Source organism: Methanomethylovorans hollandica DSM 15978, assembly GCF_000328665.1.
In the GTDB taxonomy this organism is placed as follows: domain Archaea; phylum Halobacteriota; class Methanosarcinia; order Methanosarcinales; family Methanosarcinaceae; genus Methanomethylovorans; species Methanomethylovorans hollandica.
Genome location: NC_019977.1, coordinates 677,902 through 696,083, shown reverse-complemented (window position 1 = coordinate 696,083; position 18,182 = coordinate 677,902). Strand labels below are relative to the sequence as shown.

Below are 18,182 nucleotides of genomic sequence, written 5' to 3'. Positions count from 1 at the left end.
TGTAAGATGGTGATGTATATTTTTTATAATATTGATCAAAACGTCCTACAAGTTCTATTATTTCTGAGGGGTGCTGGCATATTATCACCTATTAATGACAATGAACACATTTAGAGATATAATAACTGCCGAAGTTTAAGAGCGGCTATGCTCATTTGTGTTAGGTACGCCCACGATACGTTAATCAGGCTCCACAAAACTTTTTCTTGGATTGTTTTACAAAATTCTAAAAAGCCACGGTGGAAACAGTGGGGCAATTAACCCGACTAGACGTTGTTTTAATATGCTGCTTTTTTGTACTTTTCTTCTTCCTCACGCTGATGAAGTTGGTTCCTCACAGTTTCAATAAGCTCTTCATCATAGCAGCCCGCCGATTCCATTCTTAACAGGCAGGATCTTAGTTCATCTGCCTGTGGAACAATGCCGATAACACCCAGTTCATGAGTGTTCCCCTTTGCTGCTATAAGGAAATCTTCATAGTGTTCGTAGTCCAAGGACAATACCCTTTCCCATTTCTCAGGGTGGCCGGTTTCAAGCTCGGACAATCTCTTCTTGATGGTTTCTAGTGTCATTTTTTTCATTCCCGGGGTGTTTTTGTAGCTTCGAGAGAATCTAACCTTTTCTTAATGTCATCAAGTTCTGAATCCTTCAAAATGGCATTATGTGCCTGTATTGCACTTATCAGTATTCTTAGATACTGCAGCTTAACAGCGTCGCCTTCTGTTGGCCTGAACCGCTTACCCTTAGTCCGGTTAAAAATGTCTTTTATCATTTTACTCGAAATGTCTAATAGGTGGTTGCGGTCGAGTGGTTCCGACGGTAAAACGCTTTCCTCGTTGTTGTTTTCGTTGTCATTCATTTTTATACACCTGACTCTTATTTTAATGAAGAATTTATAACCCTTTAACTGTTTTGTGCACACCAGGAATTAATATCCAGCCCACCACGGCATTTTCTCGGGTGTGTAGATAGGAACACCACCCGACAAGAATAAACGTTCCTGGGAGCAAAATTCCATAGTTTTCATGCAGATATGGGGCACAGTAGCCGCATTTTCACACATGGTTTCTCCTGGCTCTTCTGAGTACCCCCTTTACTGTCCCGAGTGGCACATCCATTTCTACAGCAATTTCTCTATAACACATGTGATCTGCTTCCTGGAGGATCCTGCAAAGCTGATCTTCGGAAAGATCCCGGAATGTGGTGCTCATGGTGTCACCTCCAACGGTTGTGGAATTTTGGCATAGATCATAACCGCCGCCGCTATAGGTCCACGCATGTCCTCAGAAAGTATGTAACCTTTCAGGTAATCGGTGACAACATCCATATAGTTCTGAGAATTGATACTTGCCTTTTTGACTGGTTCCCAGTCTCTGCAGTATTTCCTTACAGAATCTTGTAAGGGTATGCCTGGTTCCTTACAGTAACTTACTGTTGTGTTTTCACTATCTGCAGGTTCCAGGCTGATTTCCTCAGGAATCACCACAGGAGGAGGATTAGAGTAAACATCATGGCATTGTTTACACCTATACCCCTTGCCTATCTCCTCATTAAGGTGAGTATCTACCCCACAATCTAGGCAACGACCCTTAGATCTTTTCTCAACTGCCTCAAAGATCAGTTTGGGATCTGTTTCCTTGGCATCATTTTTCTCAGTCGTTACAGCCGCCCTCTTCTTGACAGCTGCCTCCACATAGCTATACTCGGTTGAATGTACCCTATGATTCTTGCAGATGTCTTGTGCTGCCTGGATGGCCTTCTTTCCATAGATTGGACCGTTGGACTTTTCCCAGTCGTCTATCCAGCCGGATACATCAGACACAGATAAAACACTATCAGCCGGGTCCCAGACACAGCAAAGACACAGATGATTTTCAGCACTTTCATTATCAGCCGCCGTGTTTTCTCCATCAGACACAGCAAACTCTGCATTCCTCTCTACTACGCCAGAACAAACATTAGGTACATCTGTTTTGTTTTCTGATCTATTATTAAATATAGTAGAGTTATCTGTGTCTTTTATAGGCAATTCAGTCTCATGCTGTTGAAAAATCAGATTATTTATCTGTGTCTTTGCTGTGTCGATTGCGGTGTTTGCTGTGTCGATCGGTGTCTCTGCTGTGTCGCACTTATCCAAATTATTACAGTGCTTCTTAAAATATTCCGTATCAACCACAAATGCTGAAAGATTTTTATATCCCGGGTTCAGTGATATTCCCACATAATAAAATGTCCTAACCCCCGCCGTGATTTTGGGAACCCTCTGTATATCGTCGGGATGCTGCTTTTTAAGACGCCTTCCAAAAACAGTATTTGTTACCCGGGTTTCCCCGTTTTCAACACAAAACTTAGTATATGCTGTATATGCATCCTGGACAGTGGTTTCTCCGTCGCCGACCGTCACACATGTGGCAAGGAATGCAGCAACGCTGTTGCTCTTCATCTGCACGAGGCTTCTTGTTTCTTCTATGCTTCTCCATACACTGAACTTCTTTCTTTTCAACAGGTCCGGCAAAACATGGAGTGCCTGATTGAATATTCCCGGTATCTCTTCAGCAAGTGCTTCTTCATTGAACCCCTCGGTAGCGCCTTCAACCAGATTTTTAAAAAGAATAATATTGTGTCGTCTATAGGTGCTGTCGGTATTGTCGTCATATTCCGGCATTTGGTTCATACTGTATATCTGCTTAGCCCCGTTGATAAAATCGAAAGGCTTGCCGTAGATATTCCTTGCTGTTATCTTGTCCCCCCCGGATAGGCTTTTGATGGTCGCTGTGTCCTCTACTCGGTTGCCGGGCATGTCTCCGCATAGGTTAGCCAGTTTGCCATATAGTCCGGCCTTTGCGTATGGGTCCTTTGCAAGTTCCTGCATTGTGTATGATGTGGTATTTTCTGGACCCAACAGACGGGTTAGGAGTCTTATAAACGTCCCCTTCCCGTTCCCCCCGTCCCCTATGAGGACGTGTATAGAATGGATCGGATACCCAGGTACTAAGCAGTAGGCAATAAGTTCTAATGCATCTATTCTATCAATGCCCGCCACGTTTAGAAACTTTTCAAATTGCGGACATTCCGCTCTAGCGTCGTACTTGAAAGGCAGTGCGTATGTAAAATAAACATTGGGCGAATGCTCGAAAAATTCCCCGCTGGATATGTTAATATATCCATTCTGCAGGTTCACATATTGTGAGTTTCCGTTGAATACGTCTGCATCCTTGCGCGTACTGATTGAAATGTCATAAACCACTTCATTACCATAGTGTTCATTGCTATGTATCCCAAGCGCATCCCGTGTCTCGCGCCGGATCAGTTCTTCTCCATCCATCTGATAGCAGCCGGTATCCGGGTGATAAACCCATTTTCCTTGAGGTGTTGTAATGAATTTGTGTTTCTGCTGTAGGTCTTCAGATAATTTCGACGGAATAAAAGAACCGTCACCGGTAAAATAGCGACCATCCCCGGATTTGAAAGTAACACCTTTCAGTATTGTATTAATATCGCCCTTTGTCAGGCCGAAATGATTCTTTCCGTTCTCCCTGCAGAACACCGCCCGCTCCACCGGATCCATGTCAACAAGGTGTTCAAAAATGAAGTTTTTAAACGCCCTTACTTTATCCTGTGGTGATTCTGGAACGGGTTCCATTGATAATAATTTAGTCCATACATCGACACCCGGCAGCCCTTCAAGTTCTTCCTTTGTATGGGTTAGCATGTACTCGGCAACGTCTATCTTTGCCATATCTCACCCCTCCAAAGGCAAAATGATTATTTCTGCCCGTATTCCAGCCGATTCAAGGGCTTTCGCTGTATCAATTGCACCTTTAAGACCGCTCTCACTGGTTTCATTGTCATTGATGATCTTGACTAATTTCTTACCCCTGCAAGATGAAACCAATTGTTCGATATCGGATTCCTTAAACCGAACCGTGACCGGACTAAGTACGGGTAGCCCCGCCTGCAGTAGCACTATAGCATCTGCAATACCCTCGGTAATGTAGACCATGTCTTTGCCTTTGATGGAATCCAGACCAAATAAGACATTTTCAACAGCCCGACTGACATAAGGATGCTTCTCAGAGTGTACCAGCTGTTTTATGAACTTCTTTCGGCTCCTGTCTTCATCCCACTTTGGATCTCTGCCAATGGAGTAGACTATTTCCCCGTTCTTACAGTATGGAAATACAATTCTTCCTCTGTAGATATCGACTAGCTTGCCATCACCATTGCAGTAGAACAAGCCGGATTTTATCAATAACTCCTCGGGAAAGTTGTCTTTAATTTCTGGGACCTGTGACAGATGGCTATTATCTGGAGCCCACCCAATCAACTGCTCGTCTATGGTCTTATCCGGTATTCCCCACTTGCCCCGGATGTATTCCAGTCCCTTTTCAGGTAGGCAGCCGTGGTAATACTTGAATGCGATCTTATACAACCGCTGAAGCTCTCTTTTTTCTGCAACAATGTCATAATCTATGCCGCTGTCGTGTAGCTCAATGCCTGCCATATCTGCAGCGATCTTAAGGACCTGTGGGAAGTCACTTCTAATATCAAGACCTTCACAGTATGCAATAGCATCGAGTACATCCCCGCCCCCGGCATGGCCTGCAAAATCATTGTATACCTGTTTATCTGGGTTGACGTGTAGGGATTTCCCACTTTTCGAAGTTGCAGAGATTGAACCTTTATATTCACTCCCTTCTTTTTTAAGCGAGTGCCCGTATTTTTTGAATACTTGGACAATATCCAACTTGTCCTTTATCTCCTGGACAGTGACCCCGCCATTCGTGCTCATCCCACTGCCTCCATGATCTTTTTAGCGAGATTCACGAACATTAAAAGAGTAGGATTAGTAGCCTTGATCAACGCGTATGTATCTGGGGTAACGTTGGCAAAATCCCTAATCACTGACTCGTTTCTCAACTGCTGCAAGTCATCCGAAACAGAAGGATTAGTATTATAAACCTGTGAGTCGTTTCTATATAGTGTAGCACAGTTCTCTATAGTTGGGTCGTGCCTAGGCCCAACATCATTATTATTTTTGTTTATCATATATCTCATCTCTTTTTTTCGAGACGAGAACCACACCCAAAAACACGCAAAATGTATTTATGCACCTATACTAATCTTATAATCATATAGGCAAACCCTATATTGCCCAGGAGGCAAACGTAGAGTTAAAACACTCGCGGTTTTGAGCTTATCGGGGGTGCTGCGAACATCCCCGTGGCTCTCTATTATACTGTTTTCTGTTGGAAATACCGTCACGGACACAAGTGCTCTTTAGTGGGTCATTTTTCCGGGTCTCCTCTATGCTTAAAATAGTGTTCTGCCATCAACTCAAACATCGCCCATTGCTTCAAACCAAGAGCACGGGCTTCGTGCATTAGGGCACGATGAGTCGACCGCCGAATCCTGACCAAAGACAAATTCACATCTATTGGCATTTTTTTCTCCATCTTATTCTTCTTTTTTTTACTGCAATAGATATATACACAGTTGTTGCACTTAAGCTTTTCGCTTTTCGCTATCGGACGCCGTTTTCTACTTAATAGTATATACATTTTGTGGCATTGTGCTAGCAATTTTCGGGTTGCTTTTGTGGGTTACAGTTTTCTATTATTTCTTAAAAACCACAAAACAAAAAAAGAAAATATAAAAATGCGATTATTAAAACTGCAATAACTAGCATGTCTATAACGCTGTCACCATTGCCCGCTAGGTTCGATACTGCAATAGGCATTTTTCAGGCCTCCTCGATCTTTCCGGGAAATTCTTTTTCTGCTTCTTCTGTGAGGTCGTGCTCTTCCAGCCAATCAAAGGCCCGGTCGGCTGTGAGTGCTACTATTTCACTGCCACCACCCCGGCCACTGTTGCCCACTGGTTGAGAATACCGGGAGGCTGGACCGCCTTCCCCGTATAAGAAGTATGCTCCCTTCTTTGTCTTGTATAGGGTTTCCTGGCAGTAGTGGAAATCTGAAGGGTAGTATGAATTAGACCAGGTTGCTATTTCTTCGGCTGTCTCGGTGTTGTACATCTTGCCGTTTATGATTTTCTTCATTATTCACACCTCCACGGGTACACGTTCGCCCGGTTCTCCCTGCCATTCCACAGGTTGCCAGTTAGACAGAACCTTCAAGGCGTTTCTGATGGCGTAATATTCGGTTTCGTTCCTTGTGTGGGTAAAGATCCACTTCTTGTTTTCCACACTGTTATACAATTCCGCTGCAGTTGTCTGCAAGTCTCTGATTTCAGTCATGTTCTTTGCCTCCTGTTTTGTGGTCTCCAGGAAGCCAGAACCTACAAAACTGATATATGCCTAGAGAGACATATTCACAGGTGCGAGTCTGTGAATTTCTGGGGTTTCGGCTTCCGGGGATTCACATTTCTTCTTATTCTTTGTCATTCTCCATAATCGGAGTAATTACTATCTTTCCTTCTGTGTCAGTCACATCTACTATACTGCCTTTCTTCAATCCGAACTTATCACGAAGATAAGCAGGAATACAAAGGAAGGTCCGGCTGTTTTTCCCCTGTGCTAATATTCTGTGAGTCATTTTGTACCTCCAATTGTATGTATGCTAGGATTGCATTTAAAGCTTGCGTACATTTGTACATACAATTGTATTTTTATAAAACCACATAATACAAATACCATACATACAAATGTACCACTATGGAAAGCGACACGTTCACAAAAAAATATAATTTCCGACTGCCAGACCGGGTTATTGAACACCTCGATAAAATGATAGAGGCCGGGAAAGCCAGGAACCGGACAGAAGCACTGATATTGATTGTTGACGCTTCGGAAAAACTAACCGATGACACCAACATAGAAAAAAAGATAACCGATACTGAGAAAAGACAGGATAAGCAACAGGAAGAGATAGAAGAGCTTAAAACCCGGATGGAGGCAATGAGCAAGGCATTTGAATTATACTTGCTTGTGAGCGATGGAGAAAACAAAAAATCAAGCGATAAATAACATTGTAAACTATCATGATCTGTTACTATCTACCAAATTAACACATCAAAAAACTTTATCTTTTCTCCACGTTCATCATTGCCCTGTCCGGATCACGGATCTTTACAAACGGCAATGTTTATAGACAGGTAATAACTAATATAGACATTGATTTTTGTATAAATCACAGATTATAATTAGTAGTAGGAGATAGAGGAGATGGCAAAACCTATAGAGCTGGGTCTGGTCCTAGAAGGTGAAGACGCCCGGGAATTCTGGGAGAACGAAAAGAAACCAGCCACAAAACAGCAGGTAGAGATGTTCAAGAGAGCAAGGAAACTTGCAAGCACGATTAGGTTTAATCTTGACATCAAAGATAGATGATTCTGAATTTGTTACTCATCCACTTTCTAAAAGAATAGATATTTCATATTTTCACTGTACAAATAGTGATTTAAACGATTTCTTGAAAAACGATGCTCTCCGGAATCAAGAGCAACTCATCAATAAGACTTATGTCTGCTATTATCAAAATCATCTAGTAGGATATTTCACTTTAACCACCGATACAATACAAGTTAAATCAATCAATTCTTCTGACTGTGTAGATGATTTCCCTTACTCAAGATACCCAGCTTTGAAACTTGCTAGGTTAGCAACGGATGAAAAGTTCCAACGTATGGGTGTGGGATCATACATGCTACATATTGCTATATACCTAACTCAAAAGGTATCAGATATTGCAGGGTGTAGATATATTACAGTTGACTCAAAGCCACAGTCAGTAACATTTTACACAAAGCATAGTTTTAAGCTTGTTGAAGAGTCTAGGAAAAAAGAGTATCCTGTCCTTTACTTGAACATGCAACCAATTATAGAAGAACTAGAGCCGATAGAATCTTTGGAACCATATATTAAAGATGGAACAGAATGAAAGAGAATATCTTTCACTGTTAACTTTTCTCCATATTTCCCATTAATTCCCTTGCCTTCTCTGATCTCATTACAAGTTGTAGTATCTCAGGCAACCTGTCTTCATACTGCTTGATCTCGTCCAGTGCCTGCCTGTCCAGCACAAGAGAGCACTGCGAGCAGAACTTATCCGACTGCCTTAACACGTTGCTGCAGCGTGGACACTTCTTAAGGGTGACGTGCCTTTTGTCCTCTGTCTTCAATCCGCACTTCTCATAGATCCTATCATTAATTTCCTGATCTGTGAAATTGGCATATATCTTAAACATCTGTGTGGATCCTTTGGACCACCCGGCCCGGTGCTTGATCTCCTGCTCGTTGTATCCGTCTAAGATCCAATGAGTAATAGCAAGATGCCTGAAGCTGTGGGGATTAACCCGCTTCTTTATGCCTGCGCGTTCAGCAATCTTCTTTATTGTGATTCGGAAAGACTTGTAACTCAACGGTTCCATGTTCCTGTCACGGGTAACCCACAAAGGCGCTTCAGGATCTTCTCTGAGTGGGTGTACTGCCATCCATTGGTTAAGATATCCAGTGGACCAAGTTAAAGGAATACCTTTTGCAGGTGTGTTTTTCTTTGATTGGCTGGTAGGTGATATATAGAGAATGGCCCCGTATTGATTGAACACAACATTCTTTACTCTGCAGGATGCCAGGGCCCCTACTCTCATCCCGGAATCTGCAAGTACAGCAATAAGGGCTTTATCCCTGGGGTGTCTACATGCCTCCATAAGCTTATCAAAATCGGCCTGTGTGAGTAGATCAGACGGCTGCACAGGTGTATCTATGGTATTAAGTTTAATGTCCTTAATCCAGCGTGGAGGCTCGCCATTATAAGCCCATCCATAGAACTTTTTAATCAGCTTTCTATAGTTCCTAAGGCTGCTCGGTGAAAGTCCCCTCTCTTCCTCCAGGTAAAATAACAGCCTATCAAAATCATCCTGTTCCAGCTTATCAATTGTCTTGTCATATCCCATATCATGAAGGCGCTGTGCTAAACGGGTACTATAATTAATGTACCATATTATAGTATTCTTTGCCAGCTCTTCCCGCCTGCAGGCTATCACAAACTTCTCAATAATGTTTATGTTCTCCTGGCCAATCCCTGAGTTTTTCAGGCGTTCCATTGCACATAAAAAACCTGTATCAGTACAGTGAATATCATCAACATTGCGAGTCATCACTTTACAAAACGTTGCTTAGGTCTATATAATTTTGGATTATAGACCCTACGGGTCCATAAAAAGTTTTTGATATTCCTAAGATGTTACTGTTTTTTGCAATTTTATTTGGATATTGATATAAATGAGTGGAGGGTCTTCCTCCCACAGACTAATTTTGCAAAGATTAAGTTGCACATTTACTTTCTCTTTGATACACCACCGGATGGGTATGTGTGATAAAGCACTTATTCCTGAGCTGGCTTCTTAGTTCCTGCCTTCTTCTGCTCTTTTATCGCCATTTATCTCACTTGATGTTTTATTAATAATGACATAAAAAATATATTACGCCCATCTGGATTTTTAGAGTAATTTTAAATATTACTTGATGCAAGGTAGCATCAAATACTGGACAACATAAAGCAACTTAAAATACTCCATAGATCATGGGGTGGATGGTAAAATGCAAATCAAGTTAAATAAATTAGTCTGTATAGGCTTTGTATTATTTTTGTTTTTAATTTCAGCTGGAATTTGTGCAGCTGACCTTGTAATTACACCTATTGAACCTAAAACAATCAGCGAAAATGAGCGTCTGAATTTTAATGTCACTGCAAGAGATACCGAGAATATTAATGCCACAATAAGAGTTGAAGCTCTGAATTTGCCAGCTGGGGCAACATTTAGGCCAAGTACACAAAATCCAGATAGATACGCTTTCGACTGGACCCCTCGTAACGACAGTCTTGGCACACGTCATGTAACATTCAGAGCAACTATTAGTGGCACTAATGATAGTGTTAGCATAATAGTCCCAATCAACGTCATAGGAGTGGATAAAACCAATTTGGTGCAAGCAATTGCAGCTGCCAATGGGAAAATAGCAAGCGTGGTTCCAGGAAATGAGATAAACCAATACCCACAATCAGCAATAGATGCATTCAGAGCAGCAATTTCCACAGCACAGGGAGTTGCGGACAATACACGTGCCACGCAAACAGGGGTAAACAATGCAAGAAGTGCTCTGGCAACTGCTGAAGCTGCTTTTGATGCTGCCAGAATAACATCCATAGATAAAAGCACATTGACAACAGCCATTGCTGAAGCAAATGCAAAGGCGTCAACAGCAACTCCCGGGACTGGGATCGGCCAGTACTCGCAAGCATCAATAGATACATTCAGAGCAGCAATTGCTGCGGCACAGACAGTTGCAAATAATGGAAACGCAACAAATGCAGAAGTCGGCCAGGCAGTTACATCCCTGAGAACAGCTGCAGCAACATTCGACGCTGCAAGACAGGCTGCGCCTTCTTCTGTTACAAACCTGAGGGAAACAGCTACTGGACAAAGCTGGATCCGCTGGGCATGGACAAACCCAAATGATGCAGATTTCAATAATGTGATGGTCTACCTGGACGGAGTATTGGTAACAAGCACATCCAGCAGGAATACCAGTGCTTATAATGCAACAGGACTTCTTGAAGGATCAGTACACACAATCGGCATTCAAACTGTAGATACTGCCGGGAACATAAATCCTTCAATAGTAACTGATCAGGCGACCACCATGACCATAGACAGAGCCCCACCGGCACGTGTAACGGGCATTAAGGAAAGTAATGTAGGTGCAAGCTGGATACACTGGACATGGACTAATCCCGCAGACCCTGATTTCAGTGAAGCTCGGATCTACATAGATGGGAAACTGGTCACAAGTACCCCAAACAACGATTACAATGCAACAGGACTTAGCAACGGAGTGGAACATACCATCAGTATAGAAACCGTCGATACTTCCGGAAACATTAATACTGAACAAGTGAGTGATTCAGCTACCACACTGAAGCTGCCCGTAATTTCAAACCTCGAAGGAAAGGATATCAGGACAAGCTCGATCACACTGGAGTGGGATGCTTCCGAAGATACTGCAACGGTACATATAAGCCAGAATGGTGTTCTCCTTGCTAATGTAACAGATTCAACTTATACACATCGTGACCTTACTAGCTCCACAACTTACAACTATACTCTGGTCCCTTACAATCAAAATGGATTGCACGGAGAAGCAGTAAGTATCAGCCTCACTACGTCTGCAGCCAGCAGCGGAGGAGGAGGAGGAGGGGGTAGCAGCAGAAAAAGCAGTGGCGGCAGCAGTAGTACTGGTAGCAGTAGCAGCGGTGGTGGCGGTGGCGGTGGTGCAGGCAGCGTTGAGGACTTTGTAAACGTAGCCGCAAAAGATGTGGATAATGAATACCTCAGAATGAATCAAAATGTCACCTATGAGTTCTCAAGAGAAGGTAATCCTATACAGGAGGTCAGCTTTTATTCTCTTAAGAACTCCGGGGAGATAACGTCCACTATAGAGGTGCTTAACAACAGATCAAAACTCGTATCCACCAATCCTGAAGGATTAATCTATAAACACATCAATATATGGGTAGGTAAGGCTGGATTTGCTACATCTGAGAACATAAGGGATGCACGCGTGGAGTTCATAGTGAATAATTCATGGATTGAAGAGATGGAGATCAGCGCTGGTGACATTAAGTTACAGAGATATAATGGAACCGCATGGGAAGTGCTCCCCACAACTCTTGAAAACAACAATACAAGTTATTCCATATTCGAAGCCCAAACTCCTGGATTTTCTCCGTTTGCCATTACAGCTGGAAAGATGCTTGCATCTGCAAACGATGGTGACATGAACCTTTCAAATGTAGAAGATATTGAATTAGAGGGAACAAAGGCCGAAAAGTCAAGGATATGGACATACATAATGGCCTTCCTTCTGATAGGTATAATTGCAGTTGGATATGAATATTTAAAAAGACAAAAAAATTGAGCTCTTTTCCACAAATAATTTGTAGGAGAGGCAGTTAAATTTAGATCCATTGCGGCCATCAAACTAATAGAACGAGATGGCTGCCTTTTTTTTAACAGATCTTTGATCCTTTTCGGAAAGTACTTCAATCTAATTTAATACCACTTAATAAGGGAATGTGGCTGGCTATATACTGACTATACCTTGTGGCAACATAATAACTAAGACAACCCAAAGCTATACCTGCTATGAAATCTGTGATCCAGTGTATGCCCAAATAAAATATGGTAAACTGTATAGCAACTGTCAATGCAACTGCAAAAATTTTAAACCTTTTGAAATCTGTTCTGAACAGAACTATAAGCATTGCCATTATGGACAAGGCCGCATGCAGACTAGGAAAACAATTATCCTGCAGTGGGTCCACAATATACAATGCTTCCCTTAAAGCAGGATCGAGATCATACAATAATGGTGCTACATTAGGAAGAGAATAACCTGTCACCTTCACAGGCGTCAATATATAGAAAGGAAAAGCTACAAGATATGTCAGAATAAAACCAATAGCATATTCCTGCAAAACTTTGAATTGCCGGGTAATTATGAGCAAAAGAAAAGTAAATACCAGCAGATATGAGAAACCACATAGGTAGATGAAAGCACTTATATATGTCAGTACAGGGTTGATCACCATCTGGAAATAGCTTACTTTACTGCCTTCCAGAAGCAAGATATATTGCGCCAATTGTGGAAAATAGATCACCTTGGATTGCATTGAAAAAATAACCTGTGATTTCATGAGCAGATAGATGAATCCTGCAAGGATCAGATACGGATAGACGTGAGGAGACAGAATTTGATCCTTGATGTCCTTTGTCCATGCAAACCGCTTCCGCTGAACTTCTGGCAGAAAAACGTAGCATCCTGCAAGTATCATTAGAAAAATGATAGAGATCAATAGTAACTGAAAAAAAATAGCCTTCATGGTTATCCTTCTTCAAATTTGATTTGATTTAAGCACTACCCTATAACCTGTATATTATGTTTCATAGAATTAAAACATATTACTGTAATTCAAATAAGTATATATAAAAGGTTCTTAAATATCACAATAACTTTTTATCACATAAAATCATCCTTTTTCCAAATTTGTTTGAGGTGAGAGAATAAAGAAAATAGGTTTGATCCTTATAATATTGATCATAGCTTTTTCAAGCGGCTGTACAGATAATGACCCGTCAGCAATTGTGGAAAAAGGCGACAATATTAGCGTGAACTACATAGGAAAGTATGATAACGGTACTGTTTTTGATACATCATTGATCGATGTTGCAAAAGAGTCAGGACTATACGATGCTTCAAGAAACTATGAACCTATGTCATTTGTTGTCGGAGCAGAACAAATGATCAGCGGTTTTGACAACGGGGTACTTAATATGACCATAGGCGAAAAGAAAACATTCAAGCTTTCACCAGATGAAGCCTATGGAGAATATAACCCGGAATATCTTGTCCCAGTACCTAGGTCTGATATGGAAAATGCAAGTATAGTGCTGGAAATAGGCAATCAGGTAGGAACAATGATGGGAATTGCCACAATAGTAGACATTAATGATACGAATGTGACACTTGACTTTAATTCCCCACTTGCTGGCAAGAATCTGACATTCGATGTTGAAGTGGTTTCTATAGATAAGGCTAGTAAAGAGTAACTCTTTGCTAACCTTTTTTTTGCTAACCTTTTTTTCCAGATGCCTTAGATGCAGTAAATTTAAATATTTTTGATGACATGAAAGTAATTCTATCAAAAATATTGTAATAAGCTGCTATTAGAAGGTGTAAGAAATAGAGAAAGAAGAAAAGGTGATGCTCGTTTTGTTAACGATGGTGCTTTTGTCGCTATGCGTAGCTTACGTGACCTTTTACCAGGAAGGAACACAGATACAGGAACTTAGTACTTCTTCCAAACCCGGAGAGATAGCATATCTTGAAGGTACTGTAGTATCTGAGCGTTTTACAAATACCGGAGATCATTTACTGATAGATGTGGAACATGGTTCAGATACCACAAAGGTCTTTGTGTCCAGGGATAAAGGAGCTAAAGAAATAGCCTCTGTTATCACTGAAAATAGCAAAGTGCGGGTTACCGGCGAAGTCCAGGAATATCAGGGTGAGCTGGAAATCGTGGTTCAGGATGCCAATGGCATTGAAATGCTTTAAGAGGGAACAACATAATGTTGAACTTTTCCGGCAAACATATATGTAAAAAAGAACATCCTTCAATATATGAAAGCATGTATTATGTGTGGGGGAGAGGGGACCAGGCTGCGCCCTTTGACATTCGAAAGGCCAAAACCGAGCATTCCTATACTCAACAAGCCTTCAGTAGTTCATCTTATTGAACACCTGGCAAAGGAGGGGTTCAATGACATAGTCATTACTCTTGGATATATGGCTGAAAAAATAGAAGAACAACTTGGAGACGGCCGGATATATGGCGTACATATCAATTATGTATACGAAGATAAAAAGCTCGGCACTGCGGGCGGTGTAAAGAATGCCGAAAAATATCTGAAAGGAGAGACATTCCTTGTACTTGGCGGAGACCATGTACTAAATCTTAACCTCAGAGAATTATATCGTTTCCATGAACGGATGAATGCAAAAGTCACAATTGGACTGCTCTCTATCGACGATCCGAGTGAGTTCGGTATCGCAGACATGGATGTGAACAACAGGATACATCGCTTTCTGGAGAAACCTGGTCCTGGAGAAATATTCAGTAACCTTGCAAGTACAGGTATCTACGTGTGCAACCCTGAGATCCTGGACATGATACCAGAAAACAAGGAATATGATTTCGCTCGTGACCTGTTCCCCAAACTCCTTAATAATGGGGAAAAGATCAACGGAGTACTCGCCAGAGGCAATTGGACAGATGTAGGAAGTCCTGCTGCCTATAGACAGGCACAACGCTGGATGCTGTCAGGCATGCCGGGAACAGTAATAGAAGGGCGTTTTACAACTAAAGATGCCCGCATCAATGGCCCCTTGCAACTTGGCCATAATGTTTCCGTAGGCTCCAATTCAGCTATCGTTGGACCCATTATAATAGGTGAGAACACATCAATCGGAGATAATGTGCTCATAGGCCCATACACTACCATTGGTTCAAATTGCACTATAGACAATGACAGCAGGATTTTATCATCGTATATTTTCAATGATGTGACTATCGGAAAAAACACAAACGTATCAGGTAGCATCATCGATAACCGCACAACTGTGGGTGACAATTGTTGTCTGGAAAATGGAACCGTTATCGGGCCTGATGTGGTAATACGCAGCGGAGCTACAGTACATTCTAATGTAAAGATCTGGCCGAAACAAACAATAAAAGAAGGAATGAACGTCAAGGAAAACATTGTCAGCCACCCCTGATATCTTTTTTGTTCTTGCCCTTGGGCTGTGCAAATATGAACAAATTAAAGAAATGGGTCTTAATATCACTTCTCATAAGCCTGATCTCAGGGGTTTTGGTAATAGCATTAACTTTTGATGCCAGCACTCTGGAAACTATCACTCAGATCAAAAATGAATACATAATTCTGGCTGTGCTGTTGCATATATTTTCTTTGTTTATGCAGGCCATCCGGATCAAAACGATGTGTGGGGCTTTAGGATATGACGTTAGTGTAAAGGAAGCCGCCAAGATAGTTACTTCAAGCTTGTTTGTAGCAGCCATCACCCCTGCAGCGGTGGGCGGAGAGCCTTTACGTGTGCATCTGTTAAACAGAATATCCATTCCTCTTGGTAAAGCAACGGCTGTTATCCTTGGAGAACGATTAATGGACGGACTCCTGATAATATCACTTATCCCTCTTTCTTTGTATGTGATGCGGGAATACCTGGCAATTGCCGGTGCAGATACAACTATTGAAACGGCCCTTATTATAGGCGAAATAGTTCTTTTATGCCTTTTCTCAATATTGATCTATGGACTATGGAAACCAAAACATACCCGCAAGTTCATGTACTTCCTTGTTCAGCTTTTTAGCCGCTTATTCGGAAAAAAGACAGAAACGATCTTACCCGGTACCCTGGAGCGCGTTGATTCAGAACTGGAGCACTTACACGATAGCGTTGCAATTTTCATGAAAGAGGGACGAAAAGGTCTGTTCCTAGGCATGACATGTACCTGCATAGTCTGGGCTTTAGACTTTTCAGTACTTCCTGTGCTTTTGCTTGGGCTTAACCAGCAGTTTCAGCCCCTGCTAGCCTATGCTTCCCAGATAATCCTGATGGTCATAATGGCGGTATCGGTCACCCCGGGTGCAGGAGGAGTGGCTGAACTTGGTGCTTCAACACTTTTCTCTTTCTTTGTAGCCTCTTCACTGATCGGAATTGTTGTTGTCGCATGGAGAGCAATAACATTCTACATGAACCTGGCAGTAGGCGGATTCGTGAGCCTGAAAATAATAAAAGATACTGATTACATCAAACGCATGTTCAAGTGAACAAGGATCTTATAACTCAATGTACTTCAGAATATCAGGATTGATACCTGTTTTACCCATTAGTTCCTGAGTGTCCTTATAAGGCCTTCCTCTGAAGATCTTGGCAGCCATTGTTTTACCTATACCAGGTACTCTTTGTAAAAGCTCCAATCCTGCATTGTTGATATCAAGAGGGTATGGTATTGCGGTTACAGATCGAAATCCGTGATCGATAACCGTTACATCTGTATAATACCCGATTCCCTGTTTTGCCGGAACACCAACAAGTAAAGGATAGGAACCCATCTGGCGCCCGAAGGTAGTATTCCTGTCATTTACTTCAAGTAAGACATTGCGAAGAATAGTACCGGCAGGAACCACTTTTCTCAGCATAGGAAGATCGATGTCCTTTCTCACATTCTCTTTGTAACGCAGGAATTCTTTCTTATGCTTCTCCACTGCTGCATCATTGCCAAACATCGGAGTTCCCTGGAAAGCCATAACCTGCCTGATATTGATGCGGCGAAGCAACAACCCCGAATCAAGTACCTTTTTAAGGAAATCGTGATTGAGCCTAAAGGTTTCCTTTGTTTCCCCCATCAGACCGTGCACGAAGTTCAGACCCGGAAGAAGTTCCGGCATTCCGTTATCACCTCTTCTTCCCCCTATTTTATTTACAAGTCCTATAGCATCGAACATCTCATCCGCCGATACCTTAAGACCATTTCTCCTAATTACTTCAGGATCAGCACTTTCCATACCCATGGCAGCCACATCTCCGGATGTGTGGTATCTCACTATGGTACTAAGTATAGCCTCACTTTCTTCAGGAAAAGCTGCTATTGTTGCAGGGTTGGCATTATCCATATGTAATACCTGCATACCGGGCGCTACAGCACGTATTCCCCTGTAAAGAGATTCAATGGCCATGGGATCTGGAACTGGTAAATCCCCTCCCTTATCCTTTGACTGATAAGACAACAGATCGGGCTGTCTGCCAATCCGGAAATATCGGGCACCTTCTTCATAAAGACCCTGGACTTCTGCGATCACATCATCTACAGGCCTATGGTCCGGACCTCCATAGAAAGGTTCAGTACAGAATGAACAATGTTTTCTGCGCCCGCATCCTCTGTAAGTCTCAAGCTCGCACATGACATTAGGATAATCCGGATGCTGTCTGATTATGAAAGCTCCTTTCTCCGCCCATCTGCCAATCTCCTGGACAGATCGGAACCTGTCAGCTAGATTTACAGGGTTTTCTAACTTCCCATCCTTTAACATATCATACACGAATGCTTCTACATCAGCTCCGCAACAATAGGCATTTTCTATTCCGGATAAGCTAGATGCCTTTTTGCCACCCTCTGAACTGAAACCTAATCTTATAGGGCCGCCCAGTATCACTTTTCCTGTTGCAGTACGGCTGAGTATATGCAATTCCTGTAAGCTGATAGGTGTGGAGCGGAGGTACTTTCCCGGTACGGTCATTCCGGCAATGATCACAACAAGATCTGCTTCCCTGATAATCTTCTCATGATCCTTAGGCTTAAGCCTTATGCTGTCGATAGCGGAATAGAAAATGTCCTGTATCGGAATGCCCTGCTCCCGCATTGCCCCCGCAAGGTATCTGATATAAGGAGAAATATAAGGAGGAACCCCAAAACAGGCAGGTTCGTCCACATAACCATCAATGATAAGCGCTTTCATTTTTCCTCGGAAGATGTTCAGCTGAAACTCTTTGACGACAGATGAACTACTATACATAA

20 protein-coding genes are annotated in these 18,182 nt (G+C 42.2%); 8 read left to right on the top strand and 12 right to left on the bottom strand.

Going from position 1 to position 18,182, the window contains the following annotated elements; genetic code table 11:
- Positions 1 to 278: 278 nt before the first annotated feature.
- The 9 genes from METHO_RS03320 to METHO_RS13225 all read right to left on the bottom strand — a co-directional run bounded on the left by METHO_RS03320 (position 279) and on the right by METHO_RS13225 (position 6,554).
- Positions 279 to 572 (bottom strand): hypothetical protein, encoded by a 294-nt coding sequence (locus METHO_RS03320; protein WP_015324109.1) that lies wholly within the window; start codon positions 570 to 572, stop codon positions 279 to 281.
- Between the two features lie 5 nt (positions 573 to 577).
- Entirely contained in the window at positions 578 to 859 is a 282-nt protein-coding gene (locus METHO_RS03315; protein ID WP_015324108.1) for a hypothetical protein, read from the bottom strand.
- Between the two features lie 196 nt (positions 860 to 1,055).
- Complete coding sequence (locus METHO_RS13545) at positions 1,056 to 1,211, bottom strand: hypothetical protein (RefSeq protein WP_156811018.1); 156 nt, start codon at positions 1,209 to 1,211, stop codon at positions 1,056 to 1,058.
- On the bottom strand, positions 1,208 to 3,739 hold the full coding sequence (locus METHO_RS03310; protein WP_015324107.1) for a DNA primase family protein: 2,532 nt from the start codon (positions 3,737 to 3,739) through the stop codon (positions 1,208 to 1,210). The genes METHO_RS13545 and METHO_RS03310 overlap by 4 nt, the downstream gene beginning before the upstream one ends.
- Before the next feature lie 3 nt (positions 3,740 to 3,742).
- Positions 3,743 to 4,792, bottom strand: coding sequence for a CHC2 zinc finger domain-containing protein (locus METHO_RS03305; protein ID WP_015324106.1), 1,050 nt, complete (start codon positions 4,790 to 4,792; stop codon positions 3,743 to 3,745).
- Positions 4,789 to 5,049 carry a hypothetical protein gene (locus tag METHO_RS03300; RefSeq protein WP_015324105.1) on the bottom strand — a complete coding sequence of 87 codons (261 nt, stop codon included), beginning with the start codon at positions 5,047 to 5,049 and terminating at the stop codon, positions 4,789 to 4,791. The genes METHO_RS03305 and METHO_RS03300 overlap by 4 nt, the downstream gene beginning before the upstream one ends.
- 694 nt (positions 5,050 to 5,743) lie before the next feature.
- Positions 5,744 to 6,058, bottom strand: a complete 315-nt coding sequence (locus METHO_RS03295; RefSeq protein ID WP_015324102.1) for a hypothetical protein — start codon at positions 6,056 to 6,058, stop codon at positions 5,744 to 5,746.
- A 3-nt stretch (positions 6,059 to 6,061) separates the two neighbouring features.
- Positions 6,062 to 6,256, bottom strand: coding sequence for a hypothetical protein (locus tag METHO_RS03290; protein ID WP_015324101.1), 195 nt, complete (start codon positions 6,254 to 6,256; stop codon positions 6,062 to 6,064).
- 133 nt (positions 6,257 to 6,389) lie between these two features.
- A complete protein-coding gene (locus METHO_RS13225) occupies positions 6,390 to 6,554 on the bottom strand; it encodes an AbrB/MazE/SpoVT family DNA-binding domain-containing protein (RefSeq protein ID WP_015324100.1) in 165 nt (54 codons plus the stop codon).
- Positions 6,555 to 6,673: 119 nt separating this feature from the next.
- Here METHO_RS13225 and METHO_RS03285 point away from each other — a divergent pair, with 119 nt between their 5' ends.
- The 3 genes from METHO_RS03285 to METHO_RS03280 all read left to right on the top strand — a co-directional run bounded on the left by METHO_RS03285 (position 6,674) and on the right by METHO_RS03280 (position 7,898).
- On the top strand, positions 6,674 to 6,985 hold the full coding sequence (locus tag METHO_RS03285) for a hypothetical protein (RefSeq protein ID WP_015324099.1): 312 nt from the start codon (positions 6,674 to 6,676) through the stop codon (positions 6,983 to 6,985).
- Between the two features lie 198 nt (positions 6,986 to 7,183).
- The gene (locus METHO_RS13865; protein WP_015324098.1) at positions 7,184 to 7,348 is read left to right on the top strand and encodes a hypothetical protein; all 165 of its coding nucleotides are present in this window, start codon (positions 7,184 to 7,186) and stop codon (positions 7,346 to 7,348) included.
- Positions 7,329 to 7,898, top strand: coding sequence for a GNAT family N-acetyltransferase (locus METHO_RS03280; RefSeq protein ID WP_015324097.1), 570 nt, complete (start codon positions 7,329 to 7,331; stop codon positions 7,896 to 7,898). Before METHO_RS13865 ends, METHO_RS03280 begins: the two co-directional genes overlap by 20 nt.
- Positions 7,899 to 7,917: 19 nt before the next feature.
- On the opposite strand, the gene METHO_RS03275 is transcribed toward METHO_RS03280, so the two are convergent.
- Positions 7,918 to 9,117, bottom strand: a complete 1,200-nt coding sequence (locus tag METHO_RS03275; protein ID WP_015324096.1) for a tyrosine-type recombinase/integrase — start codon at positions 9,115 to 9,117, stop codon at positions 7,918 to 7,920.
- Between the two features lie 490 nt (positions 9,118 to 9,607).
- Here METHO_RS03275 and METHO_RS03270 point away from each other — a divergent pair, with 490 nt between their 5' ends.
- A complete protein-coding gene (locus tag METHO_RS03270) occupies positions 9,608 to 11,938 on the top strand; it encodes a PGF-pre-PGF domain-containing protein (protein ID WP_172635181.1) in 2,331 nt (776 codons plus the stop codon).
- 124 nt (positions 11,939 to 12,062) lie between these two features.
- Here METHO_RS03270 and METHO_RS03265 read toward each other — a convergent pair whose 3' ends face one another.
- Complete coding sequence (locus METHO_RS03265) at positions 12,063 to 12,902, bottom strand: phosphatase PAP2 family protein (protein WP_015324094.1); 840 nt, start codon at positions 12,900 to 12,902, stop codon at positions 12,063 to 12,065.
- A 196-nt stretch (positions 12,903 to 13,098) separates the two neighbouring features.
- On the opposite strand from METHO_RS03265, the gene METHO_RS03260 reads away from it, so the two are divergent.
- The 4 genes from METHO_RS03260 (at position 13,099) to METHO_RS03245 (ending at position 16,434) form a co-directional block, all read left to right on the top strand.
- Positions 13,099 to 13,629 carry an FKBP-type peptidyl-prolyl cis-trans isomerase gene (locus METHO_RS03260; protein WP_015324093.1) on the top strand — a complete coding sequence of 177 codons (531 nt, stop codon included), beginning with the start codon at positions 13,099 to 13,101 and terminating at the stop codon, positions 13,627 to 13,629.
- Positions 13,630 to 13,783: 154 nt separating this feature from the next.
- Complete coding sequence (locus tag METHO_RS03255) at positions 13,784 to 14,137, top strand: OB-fold nucleic acid binding domain-containing protein (protein WP_083885722.1); 354 nt, start codon at positions 13,784 to 13,786, stop codon at positions 14,135 to 14,137.
- Positions 14,138 to 14,203: 66 nt separating this feature from the next.
- Positions 14,204 to 15,358: a nucleotidyltransferase family protein gene (locus METHO_RS03250; RefSeq protein ID WP_015324091.1), complete on the top strand. Its 1,155-nt coding sequence runs from the start codon at positions 14,204 to 14,206 to the stop codon at positions 15,356 to 15,358.
- A gap of 35 nt (positions 15,359 to 15,393) precedes the next feature.
- Complete coding sequence (locus tag METHO_RS03245) at positions 15,394 to 16,434, top strand: lysylphosphatidylglycerol synthase transmembrane domain-containing protein (RefSeq protein ID WP_015324090.1); 1,041 nt, start codon at positions 15,394 to 15,396, stop codon at positions 16,432 to 16,434.
- Between the two features lie 9 nt (positions 16,435 to 16,443).
- Here METHO_RS03245 and METHO_RS03240 read toward each other — a convergent pair whose 3' ends face one another.
- The gene (locus METHO_RS03240; RefSeq protein ID WP_048831027.1) at positions 16,444 to 18,123 is read right to left on the bottom strand and encodes a helix-hairpin-helix domain-containing protein; all 1,680 of its coding nucleotides are present in this window, start codon (positions 18,121 to 18,123) and stop codon (positions 16,444 to 16,446) included.
- Between the last annotated feature and the right edge of the window lie 59 nt (positions 18,124 to 18,182).